Origin of the sequence: Prevotella falsenii DSM 22864 = JCM 15124 (assembly GCF_000613945.1) — a bacterium.
Lineage (GTDB): Bacteria > Bacteroidota > Bacteroidia > Bacteroidales > Bacteroidaceae > Prevotella > Prevotella falsenii.
On the sequence record NZ_BAJY01000011.1, the window covers coordinates 15,974 to 32,327 of the forward strand.

Sequence of the window (16,354 nt, forward strand, 5' to 3'; positions counted from 1 at the left end):
GGATTTAAAAATTATATTTGTTTTGCTTGTTTTCGTACTATATTGACATTATTTGCGCTATATTAGGCGTTTATGGCGCAGTATCCACCACGTCAGCCCCGATACGAAAACAGAAATGATAAGTGCAATTCCAAATCCCCATTGCGAAGTTTCCATACCATTTATAAGGTTCATTCCGAAAAGCGAAGCGATGAGTGTAGGGAACATCATGATGATAGACACCGACGTAAGCGTACGCATCACTGTGTTCATATTGTTGTTGATGATGCTCGAATAGGTATCCATTGTCGATTCGAGAATGTCGGTATAAATGCTTGCAGTTTCGCGTGCCTGACTCATCTCGATATTTACGTCTTCGATTAGGTCGGCGTCCAACTCATCGACTTGCAGCTTAAACTTTAGTTTAGCCAGCAAATTCTCGTTGCCACGGATAGATGTAACAAAGTAAGTGAGCGAATCTTGCAGGCGGCTCAAGCCGATAAGGCTTTCGTTGTTCACCTCTTGGTCAAGGTTGTGCTTCGCTTTATCTATAAGTGCGCTTATCTGTTTCAATCGCTTCAAGTACCAGACAGCAGAGCAAAGGAAAAGTCGGAATATCATATCCACATAGTCGGTGAAGCCTTCTCCACGCTTTTGCTGGAACGAAACGAAGTCGAGCATCATATTGGTCTCGAAGTTGCACACCGTAATGGTTACGTCGCGCTTGTGAATAATACCCAAAGGCACTGTTGTATAAGGTGTGCGGGAACGTATTTCCTTTACGTAAGGAATACGCAAGATGATGAGCATCCAACCGTCGTCGTACTCGTAACGTGCACGCTCGTCGGTATCGCTAATGTCCGAAATAAAGTAATCGGGGATATTATAAGTTTCTTCTAATTCTTGTTGTTCTTGCTCGGTAGGGCAAGTTACCTGTATCCAGCAGTTAGGCTGCCATTCCTTTATCGTATTCAGCTTTCCGCTAATATTCCAATATGTCTTCATTTTTGCTAATCTCCAATTAGTTTATTTTTAGTGGGGATTAGCATCTGTCAGGGTGCTATCCTCACGTCATTCGTTTAAAATATTCGAAAGATAATCGTCCATTATAAATTAAAATATTGGTTTTACGCCTGCAAAAGTAGATAAAAAAATCCGTTAGCACAAGTAAAACACTAAGTTTTTAGCTTGACTAACGGAATTATTACGTTATAAGGAGTAATTTTTTATTGCCTTATTTTACAGGAATTTCCTCCAAAGCCTTCACCAACAAATCCCAGAAAGGCTGCGCAGTATCTACTTTAAAACGTTCTGTTGCTGTATGTGGGCTACGGATTGTCGGGCCAAGACTTACAACATCAAGGTGTGGATACTTGCCAAGAATAATTGAACATTCAAGTCCGGCATGGTCTACCTGCACAATTACATCTTCGCCGGTTTGGTCTTTATAAACTTTCTTCAACAAGTTCAAAATTTCGCTGTCCGGATTTGGGTCCCAGCCAACGTAGCTTGCGCTGAACTCTGTCTTCATACCGGCCAAGTCGAAGCAGCTCTTAATCTGTGTTGCAAGATATTCTTTCATATCCTCACGAGCAGAACGAGCAAGGATTTTAATATTGGTATTGTTTGCATCGATATTGATAATAGCAAGGTTTGAAGAGGTTTCAACAACGTTAGGATAAACAGGAATCATACGCAAAACACCGTTGTGAACTGCATAGATAGCGTTGATAACATTGTCTTGAATTTCTGCAGGAACAAGTGCAGCAGGCTTTTCAGCGTCTTCAACAAAGAATTCGATGTTGTTTTCAATCGTCTTAAATTCGCTTTCAAGCAATTGACGCTGTGCTTCCACCATTTCTTTAAGTGCTGCAACCTTGTCATTAGCCAATGCGAGTACAACTTCTGCCTTGAAAGGAATAGCATTGCGCATATTTCCACCTTGCCATGCAGCTAAGCGTACACCAAGTTCTGACATTGCCTTGCGAACAAAACGTACCATTTCTTTATTTGCATTGGCACGACCTTCATGTATTTCAAGACCGGAGTGCCCGCCGCGGAAACCTTTCAATGTAACCTTAACAGCTGTTTCTTGGTCGTTGGCAACTTCTTTATATCCCAATGTAGAGGTAATGTCAATGCCACCGGCTGAACCGATAGCAAACTTTCCCCAGTTTTCAGAGTCTAAGTTCAGCAATATGTCGCCGTTCAATTCGCCTGCAGGAAGGTCGTTTGCACCGAACATACCGGTCTCTTCGTCCCTTGTGATAAGTCCTTCAATAGGTCCGTGCTTCAAAGTTTTGTCTTCCATAATACCCATGATAGCCGCAACGCCAATACCATCGTCAGCACCAAGTGTTGTATTGTTGGCATAAACCCAACCATCGGTTATGTGGGTTACGATTGGGTCGGTTTCAAAGTTATGGTTGCTGTCAGGACTCTTCTGTGGTACCATATCCATGTGCGCCTGAAGAATAACACCTTTGCGATTTTCGTAACCCGGAGTCGCCGGTTTGCGCATTACGACATTACCGGCAGAGTCGATGAACGCTTCAACTCCCACTTTCTTTGCGAAGTCGAGCAAGAAAGCCTGCACTTTTTCCATGTGTCCTGACGGACGTGGAATTTGTGTCAAATCGTCAAAGTTACGCCAAAGAAGTTCCGGACTGAGATTTCTAATTTCACTCATAGTTTTGTTTATTTTAAAGGGTTAGTATATGTTTGTTTTATATCTGTTTCTTAATTATCAACATTGCTTGGTTTCAATTCTTCCTTGTGCGTGAATGCCAATGCTATCCATGCGTAGACACCAAGCAAAATCACCAACAGTGTTTGCAGCGTATGCACGATTAGCACGAAATAGAGTGCTCTTACTTCAGCCACACCATAGATTATAAGCATTGTTTTCACTGCAAAATGCCACGGTCCCGCCCCATTCGGCGTTGGAACAATAACTGCTATCGAGCCAACAACGAAGCATACCAACGCAGAAGTTACACCCAGCGGGCTCGTTTCTTCGAAACAGAAGAACGTTAAGTAGAAGTGCAGGAAGTAGCTGCCCCATATAGCCACGCTGTAAAACAAGAATAGCGGCATGTTTTTTACACCTTTCACAGAGATGACGCCTTGCCAAATTCCCGCCAACGTATCTTTCACCTTTTTATATATAGGTATATGGCGACGAATGATGTACAGCAAGATTACAACAGCCAATGCACAAATGCCCGTAACGAGCCAACCGGTTGCAGAAAACTTATTGAAGATGTTGTCTACACTTGTTCCTGTTCTGAAGAAAAAGTTTGTAAACACTTTTATTTGCGACAGAATGGCAACCGCTGTTATCAGTAACACGATGACGGTGTCTACTGCTCGCTCGGTAACAACTGTTCCCAAAGCCTTTGGAAACGACACTTTATCGTAACGGTTCAACACGCCGCAGCGTGCAAACTCGCCTACACGAGGTATTACAAGGCTGACTGCGTAGGAAAGAAAGATGGAATTGACACAAACCGAGTTGCGTGTTTGCTCGCCCATAGGCTCCAATACCTGCTTCCAACGCCAGCCGCGAAAGGTTTGTGCAAGTATTCCGAACGGCATAGACAGCAACATCCACGTCCAGTCCATTTCGTTCATCACCACCTTGCGCATCTGCACGAAGTCGAAGCCACGATACATCCAATAAAGAATGCCACCGCCCAAAATAAGAGGTAGCACAATTTTAACGATATTATAGAGCAACTTCTTCGTTCCCATTCTGAAAGCAAAGATACTATAAATGCTTTTAAATACAAAATAAATTTTCTAACTTTGTAGCCAAATAAAGAAAATTTATGAAATCAGTAAAGCCCAAAAAGAACCTTGGACAGCACTTTCTAACCGATCTGAATATAGCGAAGCGCATTGCCGACACTGTGGACGCTTGTCCCGATATACCGGTTTTAGAGATAGGACCGGGTATGGGGGTGCTTACCCAATACCTTGTGGAAAAGCCCCGAGAAGTGAAGGCTGTGGAAATAGATGCCGAGAGCGTGGCATACCTTTACGAGAAGTTTCCAACCTTACAAGAGAACATCTTGGGTGAAGACTTTCTGCGTATGCACCTCGAAAACGTATTCGGCGGCAGGCAGTTTGTTCTTACAGGCAACTATCCCTACGATATTTCGTCGCAGATATTCTTCAAGATGCTCGACTACAAAGACCTCATTCCTTGTTGTACGGGCATGATACAGCGCGAAGTTGCCTTACGTATGGCAGCGCAACCCGGCAACAAAACGTATGGCATTCTTTCGGTATTAATCCAAGCGTGGTACGATGTGGAATACTTATTTACGGTCGATGAAGACGTTTTCAATCCGCCTCCAAAGGTAAAGAGTGCCGTTATCAGAATGACACGTAATAATGTCAGCAAGCTCGATTGCGACGAAAAACTCTTCAAGCGTTTGGTAAAGACGGTGTTCAACCAACGTCGCAAGATGTTGCGCGTCAGCTTACGCCAGATGTTCCCAACCAAACCGCAAGAAGATTTCTACGAGCAGGAAGTGATGACAAAACGCCCCGAACAGCTAACAATTGCGCAATTCGTAGAACTTACCAATATCGTAGAAGCCGAATTGGCAGCCATAAACGCATAAACAAATAAAGAAACAATGAATAAAAAAGAAACATACGAACTATTGTTAAAGCAAATTGCTGCCCTCATAGAAGGCGAAGCAGACAACAAGGTGGGTGTTTTGGCAAATGTTGCAGCAGCCATTCACCACACTTTCGACACTTTCTTCTGGACCGGTTTCTACCTCCTGAACAAAGAAAACACGTTGCAGTTAGGTCCTTTCCAAGGCACTCCTGCCTGCTTCAACATTCCTGTGGGGAAAGGCGTCTGCGGAACAGCCTTCGCAGAGCGTCGCACACTCGTAGTCCCGGACGTAGAAAAGTTTGCCGGGCACATTGCCTGCAGCTCGCTTTCTCGTTCGGAAATCGTAGTGCCTATATATGATAAGGAAGGCGAAACCGTTGGCGTGCTCGACATCGACAGCACAAAGCTGAATGCTTTCGACGATACCGATGCCCAATACTTAGAGCAAGCCATGCACATTTTAGCAGCTGAAATCTATGCAAACCGATAGAAAAAAGCCTATAAACTTTGCACAGTTACGAATAAATCCCTAAATTTGTATTTAGAAACAATTAATACGCATACTTATGATAGACGTTAAAGAAACATTAAACGAAGCCGAAGAGCGTATGGAAATGGCTGCTATGTATCTCGACGAGCAGTTGCAACGCATTCGCGCAGGACGTGCCAACGTAGCAATTCTCGACGGAATACGAGTAAGTTCATACGGGTCGATGGTGCCACTCAACCAAGTTGCAACCGTATCAGTGCCCGACCCTCGCACCATTGCTATCAAGCCTTGGGACAAAAAGGCTATCCGCGATATTGAAAAAGCCATTATGGACTCTGACGTGGGCATCACCCCGGAGAACAACGGAGAGCTTATTCGCCTCAATCTGCCACAGCCGACCGAAGAGCGTCGCCGCGAACTTGTGAAGCAAAGCAACAAGATTGGCGAACGCACAAAGGTGGAAGTACGCAACGCCCGTTCCGATATTAAAGACAAACTGAAGAAGGCTATCAAGGACGGACTTTCAGAAGACTTGGAGAAAGACGCAGAAGAAGACTTGCAGAAGATACACGACAAGTACATCAAAAGGATTGACGCGCTTCTCGCTGACAAGGAAAAAGAAATTATGACAGTGTGAAAACATTTCCCTTTATTTGCCTTGTTGCAGGCAAATAAAGGGTTTCTTGTATAATAAATGCGTGGCTTAGTAATAAAGAATACAGGTAGTTGGTACACCGTAAGAACCGACGACGGACGAACTATCGAAAGCAAAATAAAGGGCAATTTCCGCTTAAAAGGTATCCGCTCCACCAATCCGGTGGCAGTGGGCGACTACGTGCACCTCATCATCAACCAAGAAGGAACAGCCTTTATTTCCGAGATTGAAGACCGAAAGAACTATATTATCCGCAAGTCGCCCAACCTCTCCAAGCAAAGCCACATCATAGCAGCCAACCTCGACCAAGCTTTTCTTGTGGTTACGGTGAACTATCCCGAAACTTCAACTACGTTCATCGACCGCTTTCTTGCAAGTGCCGAAGCCTACCGCGTGCCCGTTGTCTTGGTTTTCAACAAATACGACCTGCTCGACAACGACGAACGACGATACCAAGATGCCGCTATCCGTCTGTACGAAAGCATCGGCTACAAGTGCATAACGCTGCAAGCCACCGACGAAGCTCCGGCGGAACGAAGCATCGAACAGCTGAAACCGCTACTCAAAGACAAGGTTACACTGCTGAGCGGCAATAGCGGCGTTGGCAAATCTACCATTATCAACGGCTTGCTGCCCGATGCCCACCTGCGTACCGCAGAAATTTCCGACTCGCACAACACGGGAATGCACACCACGACATTCAGCGAAATGTTGCAATTGCCCTACGGAGGCTATATTATAGATACGCCGGGCATAAAAGGTTTCGGCACTTTCGACATCGACAAGGAAGAACTCACAAGCTACTTCCGCGAAATATTCAAGTTCTCCGAAGCGTGCCGGTTCAACAACTGCACCCATACACACGAACCGGGGTGCGCCGTTCTCAAAGCCTTGGAAGAACATTACATTGCCGAAAGTCGCTACAACAGCTACCTTTCCATGCTCGAAGACAAGGACGAAAACAAATACCGCGAGGCATTTTAACCCCAATCGGTCGTTAGCGTCCTTGGACCGGTTTTGTTCGATTGTTGCCGTGCAACATAAAAAAAGCCGCCCCGGCAATCCCTGCCAAGGCGGCTTTACGTTTTAACAGTTCTGATTAGATGTGGAACTTGAATACAAACGGTGTTATGTTATACACCTTTTGCAAAGCGTGTGTTCTGCATCATTCAGCATTTATACTTAAACATTTAAACGGTGCTGTGCACCTTTTTCCGATGGTGTTCCGCACCCCGTTGCCGAGATGCGAAACACGGTTGTTTCCTACTGCTTCACTACTTTTTGTCCGTTCACGATGTATATACCCTTCGGCAGGTTCTTCAGCTCGCCTTGCAGACGTACGCCGCTAAGGGTGTAGATGCCTTTCTTGGCAGCTGCCGGCACGTCGGCCGTGATGTGCTCTACTGCGGTTGGATCATTGTAGACCTTCACCTCGTCGATGTTGATGCTGAACTGGTCGGTAGAGTTGAAGTGGCGGAAAGCAACGTACTGCGTACCTGCAGGCAGTGCCACGTCGAAGAACTTCCATGGGCTTTGGTCCATTGGTTGGATACCGGGGGCACCGGCAATTTCGCTTATCGTCCATTCCTGTACAACCTTGAAGTCGCTTTCGTTCTTACCCGTGGTAGAAGCACATACGGCAAAGTGTTCCTTTGCATAGTTCTTATCCTGCGCACAAGCATAGAACGTTACGCGTGTAGCACCTGCCACTTTCGGTGTGATGAGGTAGTTGTCCGGTGTAAAGGCACCGACGTAGTTTATGTACGATTCCGATATAGCGCACTTGCCTGTGCCGCCATAACCTTGATTCTTTCCATATTCTATCCAGTTGTTGCCATCGCCGTCGGCATCGATGGTGCTCCAGTTAGAAGGCAGTTGATAGTAATCGGGACGTCCTTCTATAGCTGCGGTAGTACCGTCGAAGTTTTCATAGAGCAAGAGGTCGTCGCCACCACCGCCGGTCGGCTCGATGACTATCTTGTCCGTTACAGTCTCTCCGTTCAATACTACAGCGTGCTTTGCCGGGTCGAACACGGCTTCTGCAGGTTGGGTAATCTTGCAGCCTATCAGGTTGAGCTGACCTATGTTTAAGATAGCACCTTGTGCACCAACTGACCCTTTTCCTATGGCTGTTACCTTAGCATTCTTGATGGTAACTTTCTCGGTTGCATCTCTTCCATTGATGCCGTATGCTGCGGAAGCATTCACGGTACAATTCTCGATGGTGAGGTCGGCTTTAAACGGGAATATGGCAGTGTTTTGGCTTTTCAGATTGAGCACTCCGCCGCCTGTTATATACACCGACTTAAAGAAGCGGAAGGCCGGCATGTGGTCGGCAAGAGATTGCACGTTGTTTGTACCCACCACGTTTATTTTCAAGCCTTCGATGTTCGAATCGATGGAAAACTTTCCTCCTGCATTGATTGTAGCATTTTGCAGGGTGAGCACGTTGCTGCTTGGGTCGTACTTCACTGTTCCGTTTACGCCGCTAATTACAGAGAGGTCGTTGCAGTTGTCAGATGTTACCTGTACGCCGGCAATCCAGAGCTGGTACTTCTCTTCCTGCGCCTGCGCCTGCTGCGGCAGTGCGAGCATTGCGATGAACAGCGCAGCTATCGCTGCGTAGGTGTTCTTAAATAAATTTGTTTTCATTGTTTTTTTTATTAAAAAGTTAAATTTGTTTGTTCGTCAGAGAGGGAGTCGCCCTGCAGGTTACGGCGGACTGAAAGGTCGGGTTCTGCAAGTGTGTGCTCTGCTTTTGGGGCTGCCCCGAATGGTTGGTACAGCCCGTCGGCTCTTGCAGGGTTGGCTTCCCCTCTTTTAATGAGAGATTTACGGGTGCTGGCTTCCGCCTCCTTCGCCCGATGGCTTTCCGCTTTCCTTTTTCTTCCTGCGCTTGGGGTTGAACACGTTCAGCTCCACGTTTTTGGCAGCTTCTCGCATTTGTGCCTTTGGCGTGAAGACGATGCGCGGCTTCTTGAGCGTCTCTGCGCATACGTCGATTTCTTTCTCAATCATCTTCGACGATACCACGACACGGAACGAGCCGAGGTCTGCCAAATCGACGCTTGTGCCCATGAGTAGGGCGTCGCGCACGATGGCACCGAGCGATATGAGGGCGTTCGACACGTCGCCTGCCGAGAGCGATGTTTCGCGCACGATGCGGTCTATCACCATCTTGTTGGTGAGGTTCTGTTTTGCCTTGGGATAAGCGTAGTAGACGGTATTTCCCTTGTTCTTTCCGATGGTCATTTTCTTTGACCTGACTTCGAATTCTATCATAATATAGAATGTTTTAAAATTGTTGTTTAATAATTGTTTTTACTGTAAATTTGTTGCTGTCGAGGTTGTAGTTCGGTTGCGCCTTTTGTCGTAACTCCGTTACTACGTTTGTCGTAACTCCGTTGCGACGATTGCCGTAACTCCGTTGCTACGTTTGTCGTAACTCCGTTACGACGATTGCCGTAACTCCGTTGCGATGATTGTCGTAACTCCGTTACTCCAAAACGCGCTGTTCGGTTACTGTTTTCCTCGTTCTTCTCTGTTGCTCTTTCCCCGCCGCTGTGGGTGGGGTGAGCGTGTTTGGCGGTCGTTCGTTCATAATTTGTTCTTAATTAGTTTTGAAAGGTTTAATAATATATTTTCTTTTGTCCTGCACACCTTATTATATAATGTAACAGGTGAACATTTTCAAGTTGCGCTGCCGGTATTCCGCTTTCTTCCGTACACCTTATTATATAATGTAACAGGTGAACATTTTCAAGTTGCGCTGCCGGTATTCTGCTTTCTTCCGTACACCTTATTATATAATGTAACAGGTGAACATCTTCAAGATGCGCTGCCGGAGGGTGCGTTGGCGTGGCGGAAGTCCGGAGTCTTCCGGCTCGTCGCTTTCCTGCGACTTGTTGGCTGCGCTCTTCAGCGGCGGTCGTTCCCGACAAGGTTTGCTGTCGCCCTTCTGCGCGCGACGTTCAAACTCGATGTCTATCATCTCGCGTATGGTGTCGAGCAGCTCCAAGCGGTCTTCCGAAAATTGCAAGTTCCGCCTTTGCTTTGGCGTAAGCTTTTTGTCTGCCTTCATATACGTTAGTCGTTTAATAGTTTTGATGTTGCAAATTTAAGGGGTAAATGCACAAAAACACCTTGCAAAATCGGACAAAAATATGTCAGTATCGGACATTCTACATTTTTGCGATCTTGCGAAATCGGACATTTCACCCGTGTAACTCATTGTTATATTGCGTTTTACTACTGACAGATTAAGAGCTTTTAACAAATGGCGATTTTTGAGTATTGGAAGCCCGAATTTTGGAAAAAACGCAATGACGGCAACAAAATGATTTCTGCCGAAATCGGACCCTTCCGACAGGAGATTACAAAAAGATTTCTAAACTTTTTGTGCTTCTGAACAAAAGCAGTACCTTTGTAAATATGGAGTTTAGAACGATAGTTAATGTGCCGAAACCGAGTTTCGAGATAATGCCGTGCGAACGTGTATTGTTCGTTGGCTCGTGTTTCGCAAGCAATATCGGTGAGAAATTTATAGATTGGAAATTCCGAACCCTTGTAAATCCGTTCGGCGTGATGTACAATCCTGCTTCGATACTGCACACGGTAGAACGAAGAACCGAGGTTTTCGACACCGTCTTCATTACTTTGGGCACCAACCACGTTTATATTGAGAGGGCTACGGGCGAAATTGTAGACAACTGCAACAAACGTCCGCAACGGCTTTTCGATGAGCAGGAACTCGGCATAGCTGCCTGTAAGGACTATCTGCGCCGTGCCATAGAAGTGCTGCGAGCGCGCAACCACGATGTAAAAATAATATTCACGGTCAGTCCGATACGCTATGCAAAGTATGGCTACCACGAGAGCCAACTCTCCAAAGCCGTGCTGCTCTTAGCCGTTCGCGAAGTGATGGCCGGCCATGCCGACGGTAATGTGGCATATTTCCCTGCCTACGAGATTGTGAACGACGAACTTCGCGACTATCGTTTCTACAAAGCCGACATGCTGCACCCCAACGAGCAAGCTGTGGAATATATCTGGGAACGCCTTGTCGATGTGTATTTCTCTGCCGCAGCCAAAGATTTTCTGCGCGAGTGGAAGCCGGTGAAAGAAGCCCTTGCCCACCGTCCTTTCAACCCGGAAAGCAGCGAATACAAAGAGTTTATGGCGCAAACAATGGAGCGGGCAAAGCTATTGTCGCAAAAATACAACGGATTAACAATATAAAGCCAATGAAATCAGAGCAGATTTTAGAGCATCTTGCAAAGCACAACGTAAAGCCTACTGCCAACAGAATATTGATTGCAGAGGCTATTTCCCGATACAACGGACCGGTTTCGATGAAGGAATTGGAAACGCAACTGCAGACCATAGACAAGTCGAGCATATTCCGCACGCTCACACTGTTCAGCAATCGGCACGTGGTGCATCAGGTAGAAGACGGCAACGACATTGTGCGCTACGAACTTTGCATGAGCGACGACTACGAAACCGACCGCGATATGCACGCCCACTTTTATTGCGAACATTGCCAACGCACCACTTGTCTGCACGAAGTGGATATTCCCGACATTCATCTGCCCGAAGGTTACAAACTCTCCAACGTGAATTTTATGCTGAAAGGAATATGTCCCGAATGTGCAGTAAAAGAGAAACGATAAGGATAAAAAAGGTGAAAAAGAAAGTCAAAGCCATACGCCTGCTTCGTTTTTGCAGTATCTTTGCAGTCTGTAAATGATGGAAAGCAGCCGACTTCATACATTTTACAGCAGCCTGTCTGCTTTCTGTTAATATTTCAACAATGAGCTATTCAATAGAAAAAATAACACAATTAATAAACGCAGAACGGTATGGCGATGGTGCTGCAAGCATCAGTTTCCTACTGACAGACAGCCGTTCGCTCTGCTTTCCCGAAGAAACACTGTTCTTCGCACTGAAGTCCGACCGCAACGACGGGCATCATTACATTCCCGAACTGTATCGTCGAGGGGTGCGCAACTTCGTGGTAGAGAGCGTTCCAAAGGATTTTTCTACACTTTATGCGCACGCAAATTTCCTGAAAGTGGGCAACACGCTCGCTGCCCTTCAGCAGCTGACAACCTGCCATCGCAAGGCGTTCGATATTCCCGTCGTAGGTATTACCGGGTCGAACGGCAAGACGATGGTGAAGGAATGGCTGTCGCAGCTGCTTGCCTACGACAAGAATGTAACGCGTTCGCCCAAGAGCTACAACTCGCAGATAGGTGTTCCGCTGTCGGTGTGGCTGCTGAACGAAAGTTCGCAAATCGGTTTAATCGAGGCAGGCATCAGCAAAGTGGGCGAAATGCAGGCGTTACACGATATTATTCAGCCTACGGTGGGCGTGCTGACGAGTTTAGGTGCTGCCCATCAAGAAAACTTTTCGTCGTTGGAAGAGAAGTGTAACGAGAAGCTGTTGCTGTTCAAAGGCACGCAAGCCTTGGTCTATCAGCTCGACGATAAGATAGCGGCGAAGTGCATTGCAGCGAGCCATTACGATGGAAAACTGCTTGCTTGGTCGGAACACGACCTCACTGCCGCCTTCTTTGCAGACCATATAGAGAAGAGCGACACGACATCGACCGTCTCTTATATATGGCAACAGACCACACGCGGCAGCTTTACTTTGCCTTTCATCGACGAGGCAAGTGTGAGCAACTGCATCACCTGTGCTGTCGTTGCGCTGCACTTTGGCATTCTGCCCGATGTGTTGGCACAGCGTATGGCAACACTCGAACCGGTCGCAATGCGCCTTGAAGTGAAAGAAGGGCAACACGGCTGCACGCTCATCAACGATTCTTACAACTCCGATATAAACTCGCTCGACATCGCACTCGACTTTATGAACCGCCGTCCCGACCAAAAACAACGCGAGCGTACACTTATCTTAAGCGACATTTACCAAAGCGGCGAAACCGAACAGCAGCTTTATGCCGACGTGGCAGCATTGGTAAAGAAGCGCGGTGTAACGAAGTTTATCGGCATCGGCACCGCACTTGGACGACAGCAGCAGTCTTTTGAAGGTTTGGAAACAAAGTTTTTCTTTGAAAACATAGCCGATTTCATCGGCAGCAAAGTGTTTAAGTCCCTGCACGACGAAGTAATTTTGCTGAAAGGAGCACGCTCTTTCGGTTTCGACAAGCTCACCGAACTGTTGGTAAAGAAGGTGCACGAAACTGTATTGGAAGTGAATTTGAATGCCGTAATAGACAATCTGAACCGGTATCGCTCTTTCTTAAAGCCCGAAACAAAGCTCGTTTGTATGATAAAAGCCGATGCCTATGGAGCCGGAGCAGTAGAGATTGCCAAGACTTTGGAGGACCATCGCGTCGATTATCTTGCTGTTGCAGTGGCTGACGAAGGTGCTACGCTGCGCCGAAACGGCATTACAAGCAACATTATGATAATGAACCCGGAGATGAGTTCGTTTAAAACGCTCTTCGATTACGAGCTCGAACCGGAGGTATATAGCTTCCGTTTGTTGGACGCACTGATTAAAGCAGCGGAGAAAGAAGGCATTACGGGCTACCCTGTTCATATCAAACTCGACACGGGAATGCACCGTTTGGGTTTCAATCCTCGTACCGACATCGACCTTCTCATAGAGAAGCTGCGCCATCAGAATGCGTTGATACCGCGTTCGGTATTCTCTCACTTCGTTGGTTCGGACAGTAATGACTTCGATTCGTTCTCTGCCGCACAGTTTGCACTGTTCAAAGAGGGCAGCAAGAAACTGCAAGCGGCTTTCAGTCATCGCATTTTGCGCCACATGGACAACTCGGCAGGCATCGAACACTTCCCCGAACGACAGCTGGATATGTGCCGATTGGGACTCGGACTTTATGGTATCAACCCGCGCGACAATGCCGTTATAAGCAACGTATCGACACTTAAAACCACCATTTTGCAGCTTCGGAATGTTCCGGCAGGCGAAACTGTGGGCTATTCTCGCCGCGGCATCATCGAAAAAGACAGCGTCATAGGAGCCATACCGATTGGATATGCCGACGGATTGAACCGTAAGTTAGGCAATCGCAACTGCTATTGCCTTGTCAATGGTAAGCGAGCCTACTATATGGGCAATATCTGCATGGACGTGGCATTGATAGATGTAACGGGAATAGACTGCCAAGAGGGCGACAGCGTTGAAATATTCGGCGACCATTTGCCCGTAACGGTGTTGAGCGATGCAATAGGCACCATTCCATACGAGGTATTGACAACGGTTAGCAACCGTGTAAAAAGAGTTTATTTTCAAGATTAAATACAAGCAAAATGGTTTTTCTTTATTTCTTTTCGGGTTTATTTCTCGGTGCGCTTCTTGCCTTTTTGTGGGCACGAAGCCAAGTTGCCACTACCGCACAGAAGCTGTCTGCCGAGCTTGCTGTTGCAAAAAGCAGGTTGGAAACGGCACAGAAGAACGCTGCCGACAGCGTAAATGCAGAGCGTGAACACAGTCAGAAACTGCTCGGCGAAATGCAGAAGCAAATGGAAACCGCCAAAAAACTGATGCAAGAAGAAATGCGCACAATGGCTGCACAAATGCTTTCGGAAAGCAGGGAACACCTGAACACTGCCGACAAAGAACGGTTAGACGCACTTCTGAAGCCGCTGCACGAGCGCATAGATGCGTTCAACCGGAACGTAACGGCTGCAACAAAGGAGGGAGCAAGCAACAAAACCGAAATAAAAACAACGTTTGAAGAGACGATAAAACTGTTGCAGGAAGTTCAAACCGCAACCGTGAAAAGTATTCGTGAAGATAACGAACGCGCCATAAAGGAGTTGAGCCGGCAAACCGAGCGCATCGGCAACGATGCAGCATCGCTGACGCAGGCACTGAAAGGCGACACCAAGATGCAGGGCGATTGGGGCGAGATGATATTGGAAACCACTTTGGAAAGTTGCGGACTGACGAAAAACGAACAATTCTTCCTGCAACGAAACTATCAAGATGCAAAAGGAAACAGCTTCCGTCCCGATGCCGTTATCGATTTGCCCGGCGGTGAGCACGCCGTTATCGACGCAAAGGTTTCGCTGACAGCTTATCAGGCTGCCGTAAACGCTACCGATACAACAGAACAGGAGCAGTTTCTGAAAGAACACATTAAGTCTATAAAGAAGCACGTCGATGAACTTTCGGCTAAAAACTACGAAAAGATAGTGCCAAACTGCATTGGCTATGTGCTTATGTTCATTCCTTACGAAAGCGGATACGCAGCAGCGATTAAGACAGACCCTTCTATTCTGCAGTATGCCTACCGCAAACACATCATCTTGCTAAGTCCGAGCAACCTCTTGATGGCTTTACAGCTTACCCACACGATGTGGCAGAACTACCGTATGAATAAGAATGTAGAGGAAATTTTGCGCATATCGAACGACCTTTACGATAAGTTTGTTTCGTTTGGAGAGACTTTTTTGAAAGTCGGAACAGGCATACAGAAACTTCAAAGCGATTACGAGAAAGCCCATTCGCAGCTTAGCGAAGGCAAGGGAAACATTGTTCGCCGCCTCGACAATATGAAGATGTTGGGCATAACACCCAAGAAAGAAATTCCCGATGGCTTATAGTTACACCTTATTTATATATGGCAGTGGCAGTGCTTCGCAGATTTTACGAACACCATAAAGGATAAACCCCAATCGTTCATTAGCGTCCTTGACCGGTTTTGTTCGATTGTCGAGCAGATGTGCCGCCATTTCATCGAAGGCGTAGCGGGCTACGGTGAGATGGAATGGCGGCGCAGATGCCGGCAAGCGGACGAAAGCAGCAAGGAAGCATGACGGTAATAACAAAGATAAGAAAATGCGTCCTAATGAGCGATTGGGGTTAAGGGCTGATTTCAGACACGGAGTCAGCCTTTATTTATACCAATTGCAGCCTTACGTTACTTCTCCTTTTTTTCCTATTGTATGGCTGAAAAACGGGTCATAAAACTGTAAAAATTATTCGCAAGCGTTGCTGTCGCATAACAGCTTTATTACCAGCGCATTACAAAACCTATTGTTTTGCATTCCAAAACCGTAGGTTTTGCACGGTAAAACCTACGGTTTAACAACGCAAAACCTACGGTTTCGCAACGTCAAACCGATTATATCACTTTTTAACAGAATTATCTTTACAAAATTAAAGGCATTTATTAAGAATGCACCTCAGTCGCCCAAAAGGGAAAACTACGCCTCTAATTAAATTTATACCCAACTCTTTTACAGTGCTGCCGACGTATCATTATTATTGGGTATTTTCTTTAGCAATCGGCAAATACATACAAATAAACTTGGTTACTTCGCTAAAAATAGATAAGTTTGCAGCCGAAAATTACAATTATAAGTAGGTGTTCATAATTAATTGACATTGTATTTATGGCTATTTCCCGGTCAGTCTGCCGTCTTGAAGAAAGAGTGTAGCGGGCTACACGACTGATGAAAGGCGACAGAATGACGGAAAAGAGACGTGAAGACGATGGCAAAGTGAAAGCATAAAAGATAAAAGCAATATAGATACGTTTAATTTTGAACACCTACTTACGATGGACAAATAAACTATGAGAACTAACCGAAAAGC

At 46.3% G+C, this 16,354-nt stretch carries 16 protein-coding genes; 8 read left to right on the forward strand and 8 right to left on the reverse strand.

The window, feature by feature from the left end; translation table 11 throughout:
• Nucleotides 1–57: 57 nt before the first annotated feature.
• From JCM15124_RS05740 to JCM15124_RS05750, 3 genes are all read right to left on the reverse strand, one after another.
• Nucleotides 58–984, reverse strand: a complete 927-nt coding sequence (locus tag JCM15124_RS05740) for a magnesium transporter CorA family protein (protein WP_024998663.1) — start codon at nucleotides 982–984, stop codon at nucleotides 58–60.
• 229 nt (nucleotides 985–1,213) lie between these two features.
• Nucleotides 1,214–2,668: an aminoacyl-histidine dipeptidase gene (locus tag JCM15124_RS05745; RefSeq protein ID WP_024998664.1), complete on the reverse strand. Its 1,455-nt coding sequence runs from the start codon at nucleotides 2,666–2,668 to the stop codon at nucleotides 1,214–1,216.
• Between the two features lie 50 nt (nucleotides 2,669–2,718).
• Nucleotides 2,719–3,732, reverse strand: coding sequence for a lysylphosphatidylglycerol synthase transmembrane domain-containing protein (locus JCM15124_RS05750; protein ID WP_024998665.1), 1,014 nt, complete (start codon nucleotides 3,730–3,732; stop codon nucleotides 2,719–2,721).
• A gap of 77 nt (nucleotides 3,733–3,809) precedes the next feature.
• Here JCM15124_RS05750 and rsmA point away from each other — a divergent pair, with 77 nt between their 5' ends.
• The 4 genes from rsmA (at nucleotide 3,810) to rsgA (ending at nucleotide 6,741) form a co-directional block, all read left to right on the forward strand.
• Nucleotides 3,810–4,610, forward strand: a complete 801-nt coding sequence (gene rsmA / locus JCM15124_RS05755) for a 16S rRNA (adenine(1518)-N(6)/adenine(1519)-N(6))-dimethyltransferase RsmA (RefSeq protein WP_024998666.1) — start codon at nucleotides 3,810–3,812, stop codon at nucleotides 4,608–4,610.
• A gap of 15 nt (nucleotides 4,611–4,625) precedes the next feature.
• Nucleotides 4,626–5,102: a free L-methionine (R)-S-oxide reductase MsrC gene (msrC, locus tag JCM15124_RS05760; RefSeq protein WP_024998667.1), complete on the forward strand. Its 477-nt coding sequence runs from the start codon at nucleotides 4,626–4,628 to the stop codon at nucleotides 5,100–5,102.
• A 76-nt stretch (nucleotides 5,103–5,178) separates the two neighbouring features.
• Complete coding sequence (frr, locus tag JCM15124_RS05765) at nucleotides 5,179–5,739, forward strand: ribosome recycling factor (protein WP_024998668.1); 561 nt, start codon at nucleotides 5,179–5,181, stop codon at nucleotides 5,737–5,739.
• A gap of 57 nt (nucleotides 5,740–5,796) precedes the next feature.
• Nucleotides 5,797–6,741, forward strand: a complete 945-nt coding sequence (gene rsgA / locus JCM15124_RS05770; protein ID WP_024998669.1) for a ribosome small subunit-dependent GTPase A — start codon at nucleotides 5,797–5,799, stop codon at nucleotides 6,739–6,741.
• Between the two features lie 279 nt (nucleotides 6,742–7,020).
• Here rsgA and JCM15124_RS16170 read toward each other — a convergent pair whose 3' ends face one another.
• The 3 genes from JCM15124_RS16170 to JCM15124_RS05785 all read right to left on the reverse strand — a co-directional run bounded on the left by JCM15124_RS16170 (nucleotide 7,021) and on the right by JCM15124_RS05785 (nucleotide 9,838).
• On the reverse strand, nucleotides 7,021–8,409 hold the full coding sequence (locus JCM15124_RS16170; RefSeq protein ID WP_024998670.1) for a choice-of-anchor J domain-containing protein: 1,389 nt from the start codon (nucleotides 8,407–8,409) through the stop codon (nucleotides 7,021–7,023).
• Nucleotides 8,410–8,589: 180 nt separating this feature from the next.
• On the reverse strand, nucleotides 8,590–9,039 hold the full coding sequence (locus tag JCM15124_RS05780; protein ID WP_024998671.1) for an HU family DNA-binding protein: 450 nt from the start codon (nucleotides 9,037–9,039) through the stop codon (nucleotides 8,590–8,592).
• A 520-nt stretch (nucleotides 9,040–9,559) separates the two neighbouring features.
• Nucleotides 9,560–9,838 carry a hypothetical protein gene (locus tag JCM15124_RS05785; RefSeq protein ID WP_024998672.1) on the reverse strand — a complete coding sequence of 93 codons (279 nt, stop codon included), beginning with the start codon at nucleotides 9,836–9,838 and terminating at the stop codon, nucleotides 9,560–9,562.
• 350 nt (nucleotides 9,839–10,188) lie between these two features.
• On the opposite strand from JCM15124_RS05785, the gene JCM15124_RS13435 reads away from it, so the two are divergent.
• From JCM15124_RS13435 to rmuC, 4 genes are all read left to right on the forward strand, one after another.
• A complete protein-coding gene (locus tag JCM15124_RS13435) occupies nucleotides 10,189–10,995 on the forward strand; it encodes a GSCFA domain-containing protein (protein WP_036885184.1) in 807 nt (268 codons plus the stop codon).
• Between the two features lie 5 nt (nucleotides 10,996–11,000).
• A complete protein-coding gene (locus JCM15124_RS05800; protein ID WP_024998673.1) occupies nucleotides 11,001–11,429 on the forward strand; it encodes a Fur family transcriptional regulator in 429 nt (142 codons plus the stop codon).
• 140 nt (nucleotides 11,430–11,569) lie between these two features.
• Nucleotides 11,570–14,050 carry a bifunctional UDP-N-acetylmuramoyl-tripeptide:D-alanyl-D-alanine ligase/alanine racemase gene (locus JCM15124_RS05805; RefSeq protein WP_024998674.1) on the forward strand — a complete coding sequence of 827 codons (2,481 nt, stop codon included), beginning with the start codon at nucleotides 11,570–11,572 and terminating at the stop codon, nucleotides 14,048–14,050.
• Between the two features lie 11 nt (nucleotides 14,051–14,061).
• Nucleotides 14,062–15,360 carry a DNA recombination protein RmuC gene (rmuC, locus tag JCM15124_RS05810; RefSeq protein WP_024998675.1) on the forward strand — a complete coding sequence of 433 codons (1,299 nt, stop codon included), beginning with the start codon at nucleotides 14,062–14,064 and terminating at the stop codon, nucleotides 15,358–15,360.
• Here the strand turns inward: rmuC and JCM15124_RS15855 are convergent, their stop codons facing one another.
• Both JCM15124_RS15855 and JCM15124_RS15860 read right to left on the reverse strand, forming a co-directional pair.
• Nucleotides 15,361–15,585 (reverse strand): hypothetical protein, encoded by a 225-nt coding sequence (locus JCM15124_RS15855; protein ID WP_156930674.1) that lies wholly within the window; start codon nucleotides 15,583–15,585, stop codon nucleotides 15,361–15,363.
• 494 nt (nucleotides 15,586–16,079) lie between these two features.
• Nucleotides 16,080–16,310 carry a hypothetical protein gene (locus JCM15124_RS15860; RefSeq protein ID WP_156930675.1) on the reverse strand — a complete coding sequence of 77 codons (231 nt, stop codon included), beginning with the start codon at nucleotides 16,308–16,310 and terminating at the stop codon, nucleotides 16,080–16,082.
• Nucleotides 16,311–16,354 lie beyond the last annotated feature (44 nt).